Below are 17,807 nucleotides of genomic sequence, written 5' to 3' on the forward strand. Positions count from 1 at the left end.
GCGGATGATGATGAAGCGTTTTTTATGGGCAGGTGTGATGGCGGGCGTGACGGCGTTGGCCGGCGCCGCCGATTTCAGCCGCACTGGCAGTGACAGCATCGCCATGCGCGGCCCGATTGCCGAGGGCGACGTGGACAAGCTGCGGCGGCTGGCCACGCCGGGCACCAGGCTGTTGCGCGTGAATAGCGACGGCGGCGATGCGCAGGCTGCGATGCAGCTGGGCCGCCTGGTGCGCCAGCTGCGGCTCGATATCGCCGTCGACACCGTGTGCGCGGGCAGCTGCGCCCTGTATGTCTTCCCGGCCGCGCGCCGCAAGCACATTGCGGCCGATGCCGTGCTGGCGCTGCAGGAGTCGGCTTTCCTGCGCACGCAGGCGAACCAGGAGCAGATGCGCCGCAGCCTGCGTGAGGCGGGCGTGGCGGCCGAGGACCTGGACAGTGAAACGCAAGCGCTGGCAGCTCAATTGGCAGAGACGGCGGCGCTGGAAGCGGCGTTTGCCGCGCAGCTGGGCTTTTCTCCCGCCTTTTACCGCGATTTCCTGCAAGTGGCGGCGCAGGCCGAGAGCGTGCGCCAGCGCTTTCCCGACCAGGAGGCGGCCATTTACTGGTGGCCCGCCGCCGCCCGGTTGCAGCGCTGCTACGGCATCGGCGGCGTGGAAGAGGGGACGCGCGCGGCGCGCATACTGCCCGATGGCTACGTGTACGTGCCGGCCCTGTCGGCTCTCGTCATGGGTGACCAAGCTTTGCAGGCCTGTCCATGAGCCGCAGCGGCCGTTTGTTCCTGTTGATGGACGCCATGCGCGCAAGGCGCGTGCCCGTCACGGCGGCCCAGCTGGCGCAGCAGCTGGGCGTCTCCGAACGCACGATTTACCGCGATATCCAGACCCTGGCCGAACTGGGTGCGCCCCTGCAGGGCGAAGCGGGCATCGGCTATGTGCTGCGCCGTGGCGCCTTCTTGCCGCCGCTGATGTTTGGCGCCGATGAACTGGAAGCGCTGGTGCTGGGCGCGCGCTGGGTGCGCCGGCAAGGTGATGCGGGCCTGGCGCAGGCGGCCAGCAATGCCCTGGCCAAGATCGCGGCCGCCTCGCCGCGCGACCTGCGCGACAGCATGGCCGAGACCAGCTTGTGGGTGCCGCTGGGGCGCCCCGCCGATGGCACGCAGGCGGCCGACCGCTACGTGCAGCCCGTGCGCGAGGCGATCCGCTACGAACAGAAAATCACGCTCGCCTATCAGGATGAGCATGGCAGCGCCACCTCGCGCACGGTGTGGCCGTTTGCCCTGGCCTTTTTCGAAGGCAAGCGCCTGCTGGCCGCCTGGTGCGAGCTGCGCGGCGATTACCGGCATTTCCGCATCGACCGCATCGCCAGCGTGCAGCAGCATGAGGAGCGCTATCCCACGCGGCGCCATGTGCTGCTCGATGCCTGGCGCAAGGCGCACGAGATTGATCCGGAATCCTGATATTCGCTCCTGACAAAAACTGTCAGTAACGGCGACTACGATGGTGGCTTCTTCACTCACCGGAGCCATCCATCATGCGCCTGTACCACCACCCCATGTCCTCGAATGCCCGCCGTGCCCTGATGACGGCGATCCACCTCGGCCTGCCGCTGGAACTGGCGGAAGTCGACCTGATGAATGCGGATGACCGCCGCCGCCTGTCCGAGCTGAACCCGAACGGCAAGGTTCCCGTGCTGGCCGATGGCGCTTTCCTGCTGTGGGAATCGTGCGCCATCATGCAATACCTGGCCGAACAGGTACCGGGCCAGACGCTTTATCCGCAGGCGCCGCAAGCCCGCGCCGACGTCAATCGCTGGCTGTTCTGGGCCGCGCAGCACTTCGCGCCCGCCATCAGCGTGCTGGCCTGGGAGCGCGCCTGGAAGGGCATGACGGGCAATGGTCCGGCGGATCCGCTGGAAGAGGCGCGCGGCGAGCGCGACCTGCATGAGTGCGCCGTGGTGCTGGACGCGCATCTGGCTGGGCGCCGCTGGATCCACGCAGATGATGTGACCCTGGCCGACTTCGCCGTGGCCGCGCCGCTGATGTACAGCGAAGCCGTGCGGTTGCCGCTGGCGCAGTACCAGCATATCCAGGCGTGGTTTGCCCGCGTGCGGCAGCTGCGTGCCTGGCAGGAAACGGATGTGCAGCTATTGCCGGGATAATGTGCGCGCTAAGTGTGCCAGCGCACGGAGCTGGCGCGGCGCACCGCATAAGATAGGGCTGTCTCTTTCAGGACATCCCTAGCTTTGGACTTTACCCGCTTTCGAGCGGGTTTTTTTTGAATAGCGGCTTGATAAATTGATAATCGCTGCGCAGATGGGACGCACCCCACTTCCCGCAGGTACGCCATGTTCATGCCACGCCATCCGAAACCCCTGTTGAGTACCAAGGCGGTCGCCACGCAAGTCGTCCAGCAAAAGCAGGGAACACAGGCCATGGACAAGCATGTGCTGATCGTCGACACGCTCAAGCCGGCGGCGCCGCCGCCGGTCATCAAGAACCCTGCGGTTTAGTGCACGAGCACCTTCAGCAGCGACTGCACTTCATCGTCCGATTCTTCCATGATGCTCGACAGGGTCGCATCGTCGCCGATCAGGCAATCGATGCTGCGTGCGGCGCGGGCGGCGCGCACGGCGATGGCGGCTGGGCTTTCGTTGAGGGGCGACGAGACGGGCGCCAGGTCATTCGCCAGCAGCAGGGTGTCGCCCAGCGATTCGGGCGGAATGGCGCGCAAGCCTTCCCACAGCGCACCGATGGCGCCCATTACCGCTTCCGGCACCTTCAGTTTGGCCAGTACGCCGTGGCCGATGGCCTGTTCGCCATGTTCGACCCAGTCTTCCGGTTCGCCGTCGAGGATGCCGGGGAATTCGGCCGCGCGCGACAACAGATAAAAGCCGCCCACTTCATGCATGATGCCGGCAAACAGGGCCGTATCGGGATCCACCTTGGTGACGCGGCGGGCCAGAACCTGCGACAGGGCCGCCACGTGGGCCGTATGTTCCCACAGCTGGTTGGCCTTCGCTTGCAGCACGGGATCGGTGATGGTGCTGCCCAGCTGGCGCACGATCAGCGATGCCACCACCGATTGCAGGGTGCGCACGCCGAGCCGCTGCACGGCGTTGCGCACGCTGGTGATTTCATTGCCGGAACGGTTGAACGCCACGGAATTGGCGATGGCCACCGTGCGCGCGGCCAGCAGCGGGTCAGCCTGCACCAGCTTGGCGGCGGCCTCGATATGGCAGTCGGGATCGGCCAGCGCCTCTTGCAGCTTGAGCGAAGCGTCCACATTGGCAGGAAAGGTCAGCTCGCCACGAGCGGCTTGTGCGGCGATGCTTTTAAAGGCGTCGAGTCTGTTCATTGAAAAAATTATACTCGCAATATTTCCGTACGGAACTTTTTAACCATGATCTTTTCGCAAACAGCTTAGTAAAAGGCAAGCAAAGCCCCGTAAACGGAAAAAGGCATGCCGCAGATATAGCGGCATGCCTTTTTAACGAGAGCGATCGTCAAGCGTTACTACAGCGATTCACTAAATATCGCGTCGCAACCTTCAACCAGTTCGTCGCTGTCTTCCAGCTCATCCGTCAAGCCCAGGTCGAAGAGTTCCTCGACGGCGTTCATGAAGCTGTTGTGCTTGGTGGCGCCGATCAGGCGGTAGATTTCGCCGTCTTCGTTGCGCACGCCGATGATCAGTTTTTCCTGGCGTACCAGTTCCGGCGTGCTGGCGTTGAGCAGCAGGTTGCCGATGATGTGTTTATCGAAATGAGCAGGCTTTTTGCCTTCGAGCAGTGAGGTTTTCAACTTGGTTTCCTTTGTCTTGTTTGAATGTCTTTGCTTGGTGAATGGTCAGCCGTGGCCGCTGGCAATGGCGTGTTTCAAGCCTGCCAGGGTGCTTTCCAGGCGCATGAAATCGTCTTCGGTGTAGCCGTCGAACAGGCGCTGGCCCTGTTTTGTCAGCTTGGGGAACACGTCATGGAACACCTGTTCGCCCTCGCAGCTCAGGCGCACGTAATAGGAACGTTTGTCGCGTGGACAACGTTCGCGGATCACCAGCCCCTTTTGTTCCAGCCGGTCCACCACGCCCGTCAAGGTACCCTTGGTAATGAGGGTTTTCTGGCCAAGTTCCTTGTAGGACATGCCACAGGTGTTGCCGAGCGTGGCGATGATGTCGAATTGCGCATGCGTCAAGCCGTACTGGCGCACGAAGTCGCCAGAAAACCGCTCGAAGCCTTGCATGCATTCGGCCAGCAGCCGGATACTTTTTAAATATCGTTCACCCATGGGGGTGATTATATCCTTCCGCCCCGCTTTTTTCCGCCGCGCCAGGATGGACCCTTGCACGGAGGGCTGGAGAGGGCGGAAGTCCGGTATCATGTGGGCAACTCAGCCCTTGCCCCAGGCCCGCCTCGCCGATGTCCTTCGCTAATCTTTCCCGTATCGGCCTCGACAAACCGCTGCGTTTGCTGCTGGTCCATGCCGGCGATGCCGAGTCGATCACCTGGGCCGGACTGGTGCAGCCGCTGCGCTTGTGCGCGCGGGCGCTGGGATCCGGTGCCCTGCAACTGGACGTGCGCACGCCGGAACAGGTGGCTGCGCAGGGTGGCAACTGGCATATCGCGCTGCTGGTGGCCGATGAAACGGAAGCGCCGTTGCGCGCCGAGCTGTGCCGGGCTGTGATCGAACGCTGCCGTTCGGCGCCATTCTGGGGCGGCGTGGGCGCGGCCGTGCTATGGCTGGCCGACGCAGGCGTCATGGATGGCGTGCGCATCGCCTTGCCGTGGGCCCTGTACGCGGATGCGGAAGCGAAGGCGGAACGGGCCATCCTGACGCCGCACCTGTTCGATATCGACGGCCCGCACATCACGTGTTGCGGCGGCGCGGCCAGCATCGACTTTTCGCTGACCCTGATCGAGACCATCTTTGGCGCCGACGTGCAGGCACTCGTCAAGGAAGCGCTGTGCGTGGACAAGGTACGCGGCAAGGAAGAGCGCCAGCGCGTGGCCTTGCAGGCGCGTTTCGGCGTGCTGCAGCCGAAATTGTCCGAAGCGGTGACCTTGATGGAAGCCAATATCGAGGAACCGCTGTCGACGGACGACATCGCCAGCCTGGTGGGTCTGTCGCGGCGCCAGCTCGAGCGGTTGTTCAAGCAATACCTGGGCAGTCTGCCGTCGCGCTACTACCTGGAGTTGCGCCTGCAGCGCTCACGGCAACTGTTGCTCGATACACATTATTCCATCGTGCAAGTGGGCCTGATGTGCGGCTTTTCCTCCGGTTCGCACTTTTCCACGGCCTTTGGCACCCTGTTTGGCAATACTCCGCGCGAAGAGCGGCAAAGAAAGCTGATGCCGCCAGCCTAGCAGCGGCAAGGCAGCTGTGATGAATTGTGAAAATCCTTGTCGCAGATTCAAAAGAGTTTTAGCATCCCGCTTTTTATAATGCAGTACACACGTAGCTGTCGTAGCTGCGGAGTACCTAACATATTGATGGGGAAATGCTATGAATGCCAAGCTTGATTCGACCGTAACGGCTCGTCCAGTCACCCGGGAAACCTTTGACCAGGTCCTCGTTCCTACCTACGCCCCTGCCGCCATGGTGCCCGTGCGCGGTTCCGGCCTGGATCTGTGGGACCAGTCAGGCAAGCATTACCTCGATTTCACCTCCGGCATCGCCGTCAACAGCCTGGGCCACTGCCATCCGGCCCTGGTCGACGTGCTGACCAAGCAAATCAATAATTTGTGGCATTTGGGCAACGGCTACACCAATGAGCCTGTCCTGCGCCTGGCGCTGGCCCTGACGGAAGCGACCTTCGCCGACCGCGCCTTCTTCTGCAACTCGGGCGCGGAAGCCAACGAAGCGGCCCTGAAACTGGCGCGCAAGTACGCGCACACCAAGTTCGGCGCGCACAAGTCGCGCATCATCTCGTGCTTCAGCTCTTTCCACGGCCGCACCCTGTTTACGGTCTCCGTCGGCGGTCAGGCCAAGTACACGGAAGGCTTCGAGCCGCTGCCGCCATCGATCGACCACATCGCCTACAACGACATCGAAGCGGCGCGCGCCGCCATCGGCGATGACGTGTGCGCCGTGATCGTCGAGCCGGTACAAGGCGAAGGCGGCGTGGTGCCGGGCAACCCTGAGTTCCTCAAGGAGCTGCGCGCCCTGTGCGACAAGACGGGCGCTCTCTTGATTTTCGACGAAGTCCAGAGCGGCATGGGCCGCACTGGCGCGTTGTTCGCCTACATGGGCTACGGCGTCACGCCGGACATCCTGACGGCCGCCAAGGCGCTGGGCAACGGCTACCCGATCGGCGCCATGCTGACCACGAATGAACTGGCGCAGACCCTGGCCGTCGGCACCCACGGCACCACCTACGGCGGCAACCCGCTGGCCGCCACCGTGGCCCTGACCGTGCTGGAGACGATCAACACGCCGGCGTTCCTGGCGCGCGTGAAAGAAGCGAGCGTCAACACCATCGCCATGCTGCAAAGCTTGATCACGGATTACCCGCAAGTGTTCTCCATCGTGCGCGGCAGCGGTTTGCTGCTGGGCCTGGTAGTCAGCGATGCCTGGAAAGGCCGCGCGAAAGACATCCAGAAGGCGGCCGAAGCGCAAGGCTTGATGGTGCTGATCGCCGGCATGGACGTGGTGCGCCTGGCGCCGGCCCTGATCGTCTCGGACGAACAGATCGCCGAAGCGGGCCGTCTGCTGCGCGTGGCCATCGACGGCATGCTGAAAGCCTGAGGCTAGCCGCACTCCCTGTTTGATCACCGGCCCGCCGCTTTGCTGCGGGCCGGCTTGGTTCTACCCCCAGCATCGTCAGCATTGAAGGAGTACCCATGTATGTTGTCCGTCCGGTAGAAATTGCGGATATCGCAGCCCTCGAAGCGCTGGCCGCGGTAACCATGCCGGGTGTCCATACCCTGCCGAAGACGCGCGAAAAAATCGCCGCCTCCGTCGAGCGCTCCATCGCCTCGTTTGCCGCCCATGTCGACATCCCCAGCGAAGAGTCGTATCTCTTCGTGCTTGAATCCCTGCTCGACAAGAGCATTGCCGGCACGGCTGCCATCTTCGCCTCGGCCGGCTCGAACGGCACCTATTTTTCTTTTCGCAATGACGTCATCCAGCAAGTCTCGCGTGACCTGAACATCAGCCACAGCGTGCATGCGCTGACCCTGTGCTCGGAGTTGACGGCATACTCGCAGCTGTCCGGTTTCTATGTGCGCAACATGGAGCAGGCGGGCCTGGAAGCGGCCCTGTTGTCGCGCGCGCGGCTGCTGTTCGCCGTACTGGCGCCTCACCGCTTCGGCGACCGCTTCTTCGTGCCGCTGGCCGGCATCACGGACGCCAACGGCCAGTCGCCGTTCTGGGATGCGCTGGGCCGCAAGTTCTTCCAGATGGATTTCCTCGATGCCGAAAAAGTCATCGGCGGCGCGCGCAACCGCACCCTGATCGTCGAACTGATGCCGCATTACCCCGTGTACGTGCCGCTGCTGCCCGGCGACGCGCAGGCGGCCATGGGCCAGATCCATCCGAGCGGCGAACTGGCATTCAATTTGCTGACGGAAGAAGGCTTTGAAGCCGACGATTACATCGACATCTTCGATGGCGGTCCGATCCTGCAGGCGCACAAGCATGCGCTGCGCTCGTTTACGGGCTCGCTCACGCGCCGCGTCGTCGCAGGCGTCACGCCCAGCCGCACGGGCCTGAAAGTGCATTACGCGGTCGCATCGGGCGCGGAACGCAACTTCCGCGCCGTCACCTTTACCTGCGATGCGCTCGAAGCGCAGGACACCGTCGGCTTGCCGCCCGAGCTGCTTGAAGCGCTGGCCGTGGCCGAAGGCGACAGCGTCATTTGCGTGCGCATTTAACCGAGAGAACATTATGCTAGTAGTACGCGCCATCAACGCTTCTGACCTGGACGCCCTGTACGGCTTGGCCAGCCAGGTCGGCACCGGCATGACCACCCTCAAGCCGGACATGAAAATGCTGGGCGACCGCCTGGCCATCGCCTGCGCGTCGTTCGCCGAAACCATCCCGCCCGAAAAGCGCGACTACATGTTCGTCATGGAGGATACGGATACGGGCCGCCTGGCCGGCGTGTGCGCCATCAAGGGCGCCGTGGGCCTGGAAGAGCCGTTCTATAACTACCGCATCGGCACCCTGGTCCATTCCAGCCGCGAACTCGATGTGTTTACGCGCATGGAAACGCTGTACCTGTCGAACGATCTGACGGGCAGCACGGAACTGTGCTCGCTGTTTCTGCACCCTGATTACCGCAGCGGCAACAACGGCAAGCTGCTGTCGAAAAGCCGCTTCCTGTTCATCGCCCAGTTCCCGCACCTGTTCACGGAAAAGCTGATCGCCGAAATGCGCGGCTACCAGGCGCCGGACGGCAGCTCGCCGTTCTATGAAGGCCTGGGGCGCCACTTCTTCAAGATGGATTTCCACCACGTCGACGACTTGACGAGCCTGGGCAAGAAATCCTTCATCGCCGAACTGATGCCGCGCCAACCGATGTACGTGGCCTACCTGCCCGACGAGGCGCAGGAAGTCATTGGCAAGGTGCATCTGAGCACGGCGCCCGCGCGCCGCCTGCTGGAACAGGAAGGCTTGCACTTCGAAGGCTATGTCGATATTTTCGACGCCGGTCCCGTGCTGCAGGCGCGCGTGTCCGAGTTGCGCGCCATGCGCGACAGCATGCCGGCCGTGCTCGACGCCGCGACTGTGCCAGTGCCTGTGCCGGAAGTGTGCGGCGACACGGCCCTGGCCGAACCTTACCTGGTGTCGAACACCGACCTGAAAGATTTCCGCATGATCGTCACCGGCGCCAATCCGCACAGCGGCAAGATCGCGCTGGACGACGATGAACTGCATCTGCTGCGCTGCCATCACGGCGACACCGTGCGCACCTTGTCACTCAACCCGAGGAAGCATCCCCATGTCTAAATCGTCCAACCTTAATTCATCTACCGCAGCATCGAACTTCATCAACGGCGCCTGGCTGCCGGGCACGGGCCGCGAACTGCTCACCATCGACCCGTCAACCGGCAAGCAGACCTGGGCCAGCCTGGAAGCGACAGAGAATGAAGTCGAACAGGCTTGTCAGGCCGCCCGCGCCGCCTTTGAAGCGTGGGCAGAGACGCCCGTCGAAGAGCGTATCGCCATCTGCGTGCGTTTTCGCGAACTGCTGAAGGAACATGCGGAAGCGCTGGCGCTGCTGATCTCGGAAGAAGTGGGTAAACCCTTGTGGGAGTCGCGCACGGAAGTGGCCACCATGGCCAACAAGATCGATATCTCGGTGCAGTCGTACAACGCGCGCACGGGCATCACGCAAAGCAAGATCGCCGATGGCGACGCCGTGCTGCGCCACCGTCCGCATGGCGTGTTCGGCGTGTTCGGCCCGTATAACTTCCCTGGCCACCTGCCGAACGGCCATATCGTGCCGGCCCTGATCGCCGGTAACACCATCGTTTTCAAACCCAGCGAATATGCGCCGCGCACGGCCATCAAGACCGTGCAGTTGTGGCAGCAGGCCGGCTTGCCGGATGGCGTCGTCAACCTCGTCAACGGCGGGCGCGACACAGGTGTCGCCCTGGGCGCCAATGCGCACCTCGACGGCGTTCTGTTTACGGGTTCCTGCCAGACGGGCATCAGCCTGCACCGCCAATTCGGCGGCCAGCCGGGCAAGATGCTGGCGCTGGAAATGGGCGGCAACAACGCTTTAGTGGTGTGGGACGTGAAGGATGTCGACGCGGCCGTGCACCACGCGATCTTCTCCGCCTTTGTCTCCGCCGGCCAGCGCTGCACGTGCGCGCGCCGCCTGGTGGTGCAGGACAATGCTGCGGGGGCTGCCTTCGTTGCGCGACTGGTCGACGTGGCGGCGAAACTGGGCATCGGCGCGTCCGACGCGCAGCCGCAACCGTTCATGGGCCCTGTGGTCTCAAGCGCCGTGGCCGCGCGCCTGGTGCAGGCGCAGGCCGACATGGTCGCCAAGGGCGGCACCACTCTGCTGCAGATGCGCCAGCTCAATCCCGAGGCGGGCTTTGTCACGGCCGGTATCGTCGACGTGACCGCTGCCACCGGGATACCTGACGAAGAATGGTTCGGCCCGTTGCTGCAAGTGATCCGCGTGGCCGATTTCAACACCGCCCTGAAGGTCGCCAACGCCACGGAATTCGGTCTGGCCGCGGCGCTGTTGTCCGATGATCCGGCCCTGTGGCAAACCTTCCAGGTACGCGCGCGCGCCGGCATCATTAACTGGAACCGTCCTACCACGGGCGCGGCCAGCACGGCGCCATTCGGTGGCATCGGTAAATCGGGCAATCACCGTCCAAGCGCGTATTACGCGGCTGACTATTGCGCCTACCCGGTCGCTTCGATCGAGAATGGCGTATTGGAACTGCCGGCCAAGCTGTCGCCCGGCCTGAATTTTTAAGGAAACTCTATGCACAGCACGCGCGAATACAATTTTGACGGCCTGGTCGGGCCATCGCATAACTATGCCGGACTCTCGTTCGGCAACGTGGCCTCGTTCAGCAATGTGAAAAGCGCTTCCAATCCGAAGCAGGCTGCCTTGCAGGGCCTGGCCAAGATGCGTGCCCTGGCCGCGCGCGGCTTTGCGCAAGCCTTGCTGCCGCCGCAGGACCGGCCGAATTTCCGCCTGCTGCGCTCCATCGGCTTCACGGGCACGGATGCCGACGTGCTGGCGCGCGCCTACCAGGAGTCGCCCGTCATCCTGGCCTGCGCGTACTCCGCCTCGCCCATGTGGACGGCGAACGCCGCCACGGTCAGCCCGTCGGCCGATACGCAGGATGGCCGCGTGCATTTCACGGCCGCCAACCTGAATAACAAGCTGCACCGCGCCTTCGAACACGCGCAGTCGGCGCGCAGCCTACGCGCCATTTTCAGCGACGACAAGCACTTTGCCGTGCATGACGCGTTGCCGTCCACGCCCGCCTTTGGCGACGAGGGTGCGGCCAACCACACGCGTCTGGGCGCAAGCCACGGCGCGCCATCCATTGAATTGTTCGTGTATGGTCGCGTGGAGTTCGATCCTTCCGCGCCCTCGCCGAAGCGCTACCCGGCGCGCCAGACCCTGGAAGCGTCGCAAGCCGTGGCACGATTGCATGGCCTGGACGCGAAGCGCACCGTGTACGTGCAGCAGAACCCGGACGTGATCGACCAGGGCGTGTTCCATAACGACGTCATCGCCGTCGGCAATGGCAATGTGCTGTTCTACCATGAGCAGGCGTTTGCCGATGAAGAAGCGAGCCTGTCGCAGCTGCGCCGCGCCGTCGCCGCCACGGGCGCGCAACTGGACGCGCTGCGCGTGGACACGGGCCAGGTGCCGATCCAGGATGCGGTGACCAGCTATCTGTTCAACAGCCAGTTGCTGACGAAAGAGGGCGGCAAGATGGCGCTGGTGATCCCGCAGGAGTGCCAGGAAAACCGCGCCGTGTCGCGCTACCTGGAAGGCCTGGTGGCCAGCGGTGGTCCCATCGATGAACTGATTCATTTCGATCTGCGCCAGAGCATGCGCAACGGCGGCGGGCCTGCCTGCCTGCGTTTGCGCGTGGCGTTGACGGAAACCGAGGCACGCGCCATGCATCAGGGCGTGATCATGACGGAAACGCTGTACCATCGGCTGGTGCAGTGGGTGGAAAAACACTACCGCGACCATCTGGAGCCGGGCGACCTGGCCGATCCGCAGCTGGCGCTGGAAGTGCATGCGGCGCTTGAAGAATTGACGATCATCCTCAACTTACCGGGATTGTACGACTTGTAGGCGATAGAAAAACACACAGAAAATCCGAGACAACTATCCGTAGCACAGACAGAATTGGACGGGCGACCCCCGTCTCTTGACACCGCTGCCGCCCAGCCACAAGCCCGAACGACAGCGTTGGACATTCACATTACCGTAATGGAGATGCAAGATGAATCACACGCCACAAGATTTGCGTACACAAACGCTGGAGTTGATTAACGCGGCTGGCAATGCAGGCAAGGCGGCAGCGCCTGTCGTGCAGCTGGTGCAGGCATGGCTCGATTCGCTCGACGCCGAAGACCTGGCCGACATCGCGCCCGACAGCCTGGCCCCCGTGCTGGTGGACGGCTTCACGCAAGCGGCCAAGCGCACCGGCAACGGCTGCCAGATTGCCACCCTGCGTTATGCGGATGGCCGTGGCGGCATGGCGAGCGCCTTGCTGATCCTGAACGAAGACATGCCTTACCTGGTCGACTCCATCGTCATGACCATGCGCCGCCAGCACCTGGCCGTGCGCGGCGTGATGAACACCGTGCTGCCCGTGCGCCGTGCCGCTGACGGTAGCGTCGAAGCGGTGCGCCAGCCGGGCGACCCGCTCGAATCGTATGTGCTGGTGCTGCTCGACGAAGAGCTGGCGCCGGAAGCCCTGGCCGCGCTGGTCGCTGCCATCGACATGGTGGCGCGTGACGCCGCCATCGTGCGCCGCGATGCCGCCGCCATGAGCGAGCGCCTGGCCACCGTCGCCACGGCCGCAGCGCAGCATGGCGAAGAGGGCGCGGAAGTGGCCGCCTTCCTGGAGTGGGCCCGCAGCGGCGGCTTTGAAGTATTTGGTTACGCCTACTACCGCGTCAAGCCGGGCGTGCGCGAACTCGAACGCGACATTCCCAGCCGTGTCGGCGTGCTGCAGGATACGGCGCACCCGGTCTACGGCACCTGCCTGGCGAATATCCCGGGCGACTTCGACACCCTGGCCAAGCGCGACTCGGCGCTGTCCATCGTCAAGGCCGACGTGGCGGGCACTTTGCACCGCGACCAGCAGCTGGACTTCATCGGCGTGCGCGACATGGATGCGCAAGGCGCGATCCTGGGCGAGCATTGCTTCGTCGGTCTGTTTACCCGCGCCGGCAACTCCACCCCGCTGGCCGCGCTGCCGTTTGCGCGCGGCCGCGTGGCCAAGGTTTTGAGCCTGGCCGGCGTGCGCCAGCAAGGCTTCCGCGCCGAGAAATTCCGCGAAATCCTCGAATCGCTGCCGCGTACGGAAGCGCTGGAAGCGGACCTCGACTGGCTGGCGCAAGTGTGCGGTTCCGTCGTCTCGCTGTACAAGCAGCCGCGCACCAAGGTCTTTGCGCGTCGCGACGTGTATGCGCGCCACCTGAACGTGCTGGTCTACCTGCCGCGCGAGCGCTACAGCGCCAGCGTCGCATCGAGCCTGGCAAAAGCCCTGCAAGCCAGTTCCGGCGCCACGCATGTGAGCACGCAGACCCTGGTGGCAGACGGTCCCCTGGCGCGCGTCTACCTGATCGCCCACGCCGCGCGCTACCCGCTGGACCTGGAAACGGATATCGAACAGCCGCTGCTGAGCGTGCTCGATGGCTGGCATAACGGCTTTGCCGCCGTGGCCGACGCCGTGCCCGACGTGGCCCTGCGCACCAGCCTGCGCAAACTGTGCGCGACTTTGCCGCTCGATTACGTGGCCGCCACCGCGCCGGCCATCGCCTTCCGCGACCTCGACACCATCCTGCGCAACACCGATCCGGCGCACGTGGCCGTGCGCATCGAGACGGGTGCCGTTACCACCATCCGTTTGTACTCGGCCAACAAGGTGCCGCCGCTGTCGACCATCCTGCCGGCCCTGCACAATGCGGGCGTGGCCATCGACCGCGAACAGGCGTATTCGGTTTCGCTGTCCGACGGCACGCGCTATTTCGTCACCAGCCTGACGGTCGATGCCGCCAGCGCGGCGAAACTGGCGCAACCATCTGTTGTCGCCGTGGCGCAGGAATTGTTTGCTTCCCTGTTCAACGACACGGCCGAAGATGGTCGCCTGAATGGCCTGGTCATTGAAGGCGGCTTGTCGACGCGCGAAGTGCAGCTGGTGCGCGCCTATACCAGCTACTGGCGCCAGACGGGCAGCCGCTTCTCGGTACGCTATATCGCCGAAAGCCTGCGCAAACAACCGGCCCAGGTCAAAGCCCTGGTCGAAGCCTTCCTGCAGCGCTTCGATCCTTCGCTGTCCGACGCGCAGCATGCGGCAGCCCTGGAAAGCATCGCCGCCATCAAGGCCGGCCTGCCGTCCGTGAACCATGCCGATACCGAGGAAATCCTCGGCGCGCTGGCCGACCTGATGGCCGCCACCCTGCGCACCAGCTACTTCCAGAACAATCAAGCCGGTGACAAGATCATCTTCAAGTTCGACACCAGCAGCCTGGCGCTGGTGCCGGAACCGCGTCCTTACCGCGAGATTTTCGTCTTCTCGCGCCGCTTCGAAGGCGTGCATCTGCGCGGCGGCCCGGTCGCCCGTGGCGGCTTGCGCTGGTCGGATCGCATGGAAGACTACCGCACCGAAGTCCTGGGCTTGGTGAAAGCGCAGATGGTGAAAAACGCCGTCATCGTGCCGGCTGGCGCGAAGGGTGGTTTTGTCTGCAAGATGATGCCGAAGGATGCCGTGCGTGAAACCATCGCGGCAGAAGGCGAAGCCGTCTACCGCCTGTTCATTTCCAGCCTGCTGGAAGTGACGGACAACCGTTCGCTGGGCAATATCGTCCCGCCAGTCGACACCGTGTGCTTCGATGAGGCCGATCCTTACCTGGTGGTCGCTGCCGACAAGGGCACGGCCACGTTCTCGGACATCGCCAACGGCATCGCCGTGCAGCGCGGTTTCTGGCTCGGCGACGCGTTTGCCTCGGGCGGCTCGAACGGTTACGACCACAAGAAACTGGGCATCACCGCCAAGGGTGCGTTCGAAGCCGTGAAGCGCCACTTCTATGAAATGGACCACGACCTCAATACCACCCCGATCACGATGGTCGGCGTGGGCGACATGTCGGGCGACGTGTTCGGCAATGGCGTATTGCTGTCGCGCCAGCTGAAACTGGTGGCCGCATTCGACCACCGTCACATCTTCCTCGACCCGACACCGGACGTCGCCGTCTCGTTCGACGAGCGCGCGCGCCTGTTTGCCTTGCCGCGTTCCTCGTGGGACGACTACAACAAGGACTTGATCTCGGCAGGCGGCGGCGTGTATCCGCGCTCCGCACGCACCATCGAACTGTCGCCGCAGATCCGCGCCGCGCTCGATATCGCGGAAACTTCGCTGGCGCCGGAAGAACTGATGCATCGCATCCTGAAGTCGCCCGTGGACCTGTTCTACAACGGCGGTATCGGCACTTACATCAAGGCGTCGACGGAAACGCACGCACAGGTGAAGGACCGCGCGAATGACCATATCCGCGTCAGCGGCAATGAGCTGCGCGTGAAAGTCGTGGCCGAAGGGGGGAATCTGGGTGCGACGCAGGCCGGTCGTATCGAATTCGCGCTGGCGGGCGGACGCATCTTCACCGATGCGATCGACAATTCGGCCGGCGTGGATTGCTCGGACCATGAAGTGAACGTAAAAATCTGGCTGGACGTGGAAGTCAATGCGGGCAAGCTGACGGAAGCCGAACGCAATCGCGAGCTGTATGCGATGACGGACGACGTCGAGCGCCTGGTCTTGCGCGACAACACGCAGCAGACGCATTTGCTGGTGCGCGAATTGCAGGCACAAAGCGAAAGCGCCGTGCAGGATGGCTATGCCGCGCTGATCGCCAGCCTGGAAGAAGAGGGCGCCCTGTCGCGCGAGCTGGAACAATTGCCGTCGGTGGCCGAACTGGCGCGTCGCAAGCTCGATAACCGTGGCCTGACCACGCCGGAACTGGCCGTGGTGATCGCCAACGTGAAGAACCGCTTCAAGCGCATCCTGTCCGCCTTGCCGTTGACGGGCGAAACATGGGCCGAGCCGGTGCTGAAACCGTACTTCCCGTCCTTGCTGGTGGAAACCCGCTCGGCGCTCGACCACCCGCTGGCCAACGCCATCCTGGCGACCGTGCTGGCCAATGAAGTGATCAACCGCTGCGGCCCCCTGATGATCCGCAACCTGGCGGCGGAGCACGGCGTGGACGAATCGGCCGTGATCCTGGCCTGGGGCCAGGCATGGGTGGCGCTGAACCTGGCGCCCGTGTTCGACGCGCTCGATGCCGATGCCTTGACGATTCCACGCGAGGTGTCGATCAAGGTCGACGCGCAAACGCGCGTGCTGCAGCAAACCATGATCGCCGGCGTGCTGTCCGTGCCGGTCGAGCAATTACGCGGCGCCGGTCTGGCCGAACTCACGCGCCTGTTTGGCGCGGAATCGAAGCGCGACCTGCTGAAAGCTGTCGGCATCAAGTCGGAAGCGGCGCTGGTGCCGGGGCTGACGCCCGCCTTCGTGCAGGCGTGGGATGCGGTCGATGCGCTGGAAGTCGTGGCCGGCTTCCTGTTCCCGGCCCTGTCCGTGCCGCGTCCTGCCTCGATGGACCTGGCCGCCTTCCTGCAAGTGGGTCTGGCCCTGCGCAGCCAGGCGGGCATCGGCACCCTGGAGCGTGGCCTGAAGCTGGCCGCGCAAGGCAAGTCGCAGGAACAGTTGCGCAACTATGCACAGCAAGCGCTGCGCCGCACGCAACAGCGTCTGCTGACGCAGGTGCTGGCGCGCGCCGAGCAAGGCAATGCGGGCCAGGCCGTCGATGCCGTGACGGGCGCGCTGGGCCTGTCGGCCTATGTGGCGGCGACGGAACTGGAGCAAGCCATGCTGGACGTGTGGACCTTGTCGGAAGCCGTGAATAAAATCACGACGAAACCCACAGCGGAAGCGGCGGTGTAATGACGCAAGAAGCAACGCAAGCAATATCCCGGGTAGTACCGGGCGCTGGCGGCTTGCCGCCAGCCGTGCAGGCGCTGGCGCAGGCCGATTTCAGCGGCGTGGCGCAGTTGTTCGTCAACGCCGGTTTCACGGTGGCCTTGCCGGCGCCCGGCATGCTGCAAGTCGTCAAGCCGGGAGAGGCGCGCGCCAGCGTGGCCGTCTCGGTGGGCGTGCATGGCGACGAAACGGGACCGATCGAAGTGCTGGCGCATCTGCTCGACGCGCTGTCGCGCGATGCGTCGAAGCTGGCCGTCGACCTGCTCGTTTGCGTGGGCAATGTCGATGCGATCCGGGCCGGCAAGCGTTTCATCGACGCCGACCTGAATCGCATGTTCCGCCCCGTGCGGGGGAGCCTGGCGCAAGCGGCGGAAAGCGCACGCGCCGATGAAATGATCGTTGCAACAAAGGCGTTCTTTGCAGCGGCCGGTCCCGTGCGCTGGCACCTGGATTTGCACACGGCCATCCGGCCCTCCGTGTATCCCACGTTTGCCATCGTGCCGGACCTGGTGGCTGACGACGCCAAGGCGCAGCTGATCGATTGGCTGGGCCAGGCGGCCATCGGCGCCATCATCATGAACCCGCAGTCGGCCGGCACCTACAGCTATTATTCGGCCGAGCATTTCGGCGCGGCCGCCAGCACGGTGGAGCTGGGCCGCGTGGGCACCCTGGGGCAGAACGATTTGTCCCTGTTCGACGACGTGTCGCGGGCGCTGGACGGCTTGCTGCGCGGCTTGCCTGGGCAGCCCGTCAAGGAGCAACCGCACGTGTTCAAGGTGGCGCAGGAAATCATCAAGCACAGCGATGAGTTCCGCATGGCTTTTGATCGCAGCACGCAGAATTTCACGTCCCTGCCGCAGCACGCCGTGATCGCCAGCGATGGCGACCATGTCTACACGGTGCAGCACGCGGAAGAGCTGGTGGTGTTTCCGAACCCGGACGTGCGCGTGGGCTTGCGTGCGGGCTTGATGGTGGTGCGTACCTCCTGATCGCCCAGCCGTCACACAGCATCAGGCGCCAGCCGGGGAAACCCGCCTGGCGCTTTTTTCATGAAAAAGATGCCGCACAGAAATAATTATCCATTAAGCAATCAATTGATTTAAAATATTTACC

General features: G+C 63.9%; 15 protein-coding genes. 12 read left to right on the forward strand and 3 right to left on the reverse strand.

Going from position 1 to position 17,807, the window contains the following annotated elements; all coding sequences use genetic code 11:
- Positions 1-10: 10 nt before the first annotated feature.
- From CSQ93_RS00140 to CSQ93_RS28620, 4 genes are all read left to right on the forward strand, one after another.
- Positions 11-760 (forward strand): hypothetical protein, encoded by a 750-nt coding sequence (locus CSQ93_RS00140; RefSeq protein ID WP_158301059.1) that lies wholly within the window; start codon positions 11-13, stop codon positions 758-760.
- A complete protein-coding gene (locus CSQ93_RS00145) occupies positions 757-1,458 on the forward strand; it encodes a helix-turn-helix transcriptional regulator (RefSeq protein ID WP_199534200.1) in 702 nt (233 codons plus the stop codon). Before CSQ93_RS00140 ends, CSQ93_RS00145 begins: the two co-directional genes overlap by 4 nt.
- A 74-nt stretch (positions 1,459-1,532) precedes the next feature.
- The gene (locus CSQ93_RS00150) at positions 1,533-2,159 is read left to right on the forward strand and encodes a glutathione S-transferase family protein (RefSeq protein WP_099376226.1); all 627 of its coding nucleotides are present in this window, start codon (positions 1,533-1,535) and stop codon (positions 2,157-2,159) included.
- Between the two features lie 186 nt (positions 2,160-2,345).
- Positions 2,346-2,510 (forward strand): hypothetical protein, encoded by a 165-nt coding sequence (locus CSQ93_RS28620; protein ID WP_158301060.1) that lies wholly within the window; start codon positions 2,346-2,348, stop codon positions 2,508-2,510.
- Here the strand turns inward: CSQ93_RS28620 and CSQ93_RS00155 are convergent.
- From CSQ93_RS00155 to CSQ93_RS00165, 3 genes are all read right to left on the reverse strand, one after another.
- Positions 2,507-3,355, reverse strand: a complete 849-nt coding sequence (locus CSQ93_RS00155; RefSeq protein ID WP_099376227.1) for an HDOD domain-containing protein — start codon at positions 3,353-3,355, stop codon at positions 2,507-2,509. The two genes, CSQ93_RS28620 and CSQ93_RS00155, sit on opposite strands and share 4 nt — an antisense overlap.
- A 158-nt stretch (positions 3,356-3,513) precedes the next feature.
- The gene (locus CSQ93_RS00160; RefSeq protein ID WP_034778933.1) at positions 3,514-3,798 is read right to left on the reverse strand and encodes a hypothetical protein; all 285 of its coding nucleotides are present in this window, start codon (positions 3,796-3,798) and stop codon (positions 3,514-3,516) included.
- Between the two features lie 45 nt (positions 3,799-3,843).
- Entirely contained in the window at positions 3,844-4,278 is a 435-nt protein-coding gene (locus CSQ93_RS00165; protein ID WP_199534201.1) for a MarR family winged helix-turn-helix transcriptional regulator, read from the reverse strand.
- A 131-nt stretch (positions 4,279-4,409) separates the two neighbouring features.
- Here CSQ93_RS00165 and CSQ93_RS00170 point away from each other — a divergent pair, with 131 nt between their 5' ends.
- From CSQ93_RS00170 to CSQ93_RS00205, 8 genes are all read left to right on the forward strand, one after another.
- A complete protein-coding gene (locus tag CSQ93_RS00170; protein ID WP_099376229.1) occupies positions 4,410-5,354 on the forward strand; it encodes a GlxA family transcriptional regulator in 945 nt (314 codons plus the stop codon).
- Positions 5,355-5,493: 139 nt separating this feature from the next.
- Positions 5,494-6,735: an acetylornithine/succinylornithine family transaminase gene (astC, locus tag CSQ93_RS00175; RefSeq protein ID WP_099376230.1), complete on the forward strand. Its 1,242-nt coding sequence runs from the start codon at positions 5,494-5,496 to the stop codon at positions 6,733-6,735.
- A 95-nt stretch (positions 6,736-6,830) separates the two neighbouring features.
- Positions 6,831-7,862, forward strand: a complete 1,032-nt coding sequence (locus tag CSQ93_RS00180) for an arginine N-succinyltransferase (RefSeq protein WP_099376231.1) — start codon at positions 6,831-6,833, stop codon at positions 7,860-7,862.
- 13 nt (positions 7,863-7,875) lie between these two features.
- On the forward strand, positions 7,876-8,940 hold the full coding sequence (astA, locus tag CSQ93_RS00185; RefSeq protein WP_099376232.1) for an arginine N-succinyltransferase: 1,065 nt from the start codon (positions 7,876-7,878) through the stop codon (positions 8,938-8,940).
- Positions 8,933-10,429, forward strand: coding sequence for a succinylglutamate-semialdehyde dehydrogenase (gene astD / locus CSQ93_RS00190; RefSeq protein WP_099376233.1), 1,497 nt, complete (start codon positions 8,933-8,935; stop codon positions 10,427-10,429). Before astA ends, astD begins: the two co-directional genes overlap by 8 nt.
- Positions 10,430-10,438: 9 nt before the next feature.
- Entirely contained in the window at positions 10,439-11,779 is a 1,341-nt protein-coding gene (gene astB, locus CSQ93_RS00195) for an N-succinylarginine dihydrolase (protein ID WP_099376234.1), read from the forward strand.
- Positions 11,780-11,930: 151 nt separating this feature from the next.
- Positions 11,931-16,658 (forward strand): NAD-glutamate dehydrogenase domain-containing protein, encoded by a 4,728-nt coding sequence (locus CSQ93_RS00200; protein ID WP_099376235.1) that lies wholly within the window; start codon positions 11,931-11,933, stop codon positions 16,656-16,658.
- Complete coding sequence (locus CSQ93_RS00205) at positions 16,658-17,683, forward strand: succinylglutamate desuccinylase (protein ID WP_099376236.1); 1,026 nt, start codon at positions 16,658-16,660, stop codon at positions 17,681-17,683. Before CSQ93_RS00200 ends, CSQ93_RS00205 begins: the two co-directional genes overlap by 1 nt.
- Positions 17,684-17,807 lie beyond the last annotated feature (124 nt).

Source organism: Janthinobacterium sp. BJB426, assembly GCF_002735705.1.
Taxonomy (GTDB): Bacteria; Pseudomonadota; Gammaproteobacteria; order Burkholderiales; family Burkholderiaceae_D; genus Janthinobacterium.

What these genes read in the sequence shown, in the direction of transcription:
- astA (WP_099376232.1), top strand. Translation starts at nt 7,876, where the DNA reads ATGCTAGTAGTACGCGCCATCAACGCTTCTGACCTGGACGCCCTGTAC.
- CSQ93_RS00205 (WP_099376236.1), top strand. Translation starts at nt 16,658, where the DNA reads ATGACGCAAGAAGCAACGCAAGCAATATCCCGGGTAGTACCGGGCGCT.
- CSQ93_RS00145 (WP_199534200.1), top strand. Translation starts at nt 757, where the DNA reads ATGAGCCGCAGCGGCCGTTTGTTCCTGTTGATGGACGCCATGCGCGCA.
- CSQ93_RS00200 (WP_099376235.1), top strand. Translation starts at nt 11,931, where the DNA reads ATGAATCACACGCCACAAGATTTGCGTACACAAACGCTGGAGTTGATT.
- CSQ93_RS00180 (WP_099376231.1), top strand. Translation starts at nt 6,831, where the DNA reads ATGTATGTTGTCCGTCCGGTAGAAATTGCGGATATCGCAGCCCTCGAA.
- CSQ93_RS00150 (WP_099376226.1), top strand. Translation starts at nt 1,533, where the DNA reads ATGCGCCTGTACCACCACCCCATGTCCTCGAATGCCCGCCGTGCCCTG.
- CSQ93_RS28620 (WP_158301060.1), top strand. Translation starts at nt 2,346, where the DNA reads ATGTTCATGCCACGCCATCCGAAACCCCTGTTGAGTACCAAGGCGGTC.
- astB (WP_099376234.1), top strand. Translation starts at nt 10,439, where the DNA reads ATGCACAGCACGCGCGAATACAATTTTGACGGCCTGGTCGGGCCATCG.
- CSQ93_RS00165 (WP_199534201.1), bottom strand. Translation starts at nt 4,278, where the DNA reads ATGGGTGAACGATATTTAAAAAGTATCCGGCTGCTGGCCGAATGCATG.
- astD (WP_099376233.1), top strand. Translation starts at nt 8,933, where the DNA reads ATGTCTAAATCGTCCAACCTTAATTCATCTACCGCAGCATCGAACTTC.
- CSQ93_RS00170 (WP_099376229.1), top strand. Translation starts at nt 4,410, where the DNA reads ATGTCCTTCGCTAATCTTTCCCGTATCGGCCTCGACAAACCGCTGCGT.
- astC (WP_099376230.1), top strand. Translation starts at nt 5,494, where the DNA reads ATGAATGCCAAGCTTGATTCGACCGTAACGGCTCGTCCAGTCACCCGG.
- CSQ93_RS00155 (WP_099376227.1), bottom strand. Translation starts at nt 3,355, where the DNA reads ATGAACAGACTCGACGCCTTTAAAAGCATCGCCGCACAAGCCGCTCGT.
- CSQ93_RS00140 (WP_158301059.1), top strand. Translation starts at nt 11, where the DNA reads ATGAAGCGTTTTTTATGGGCAGGTGTGATGGCGGGCGTGACGGCGTTG.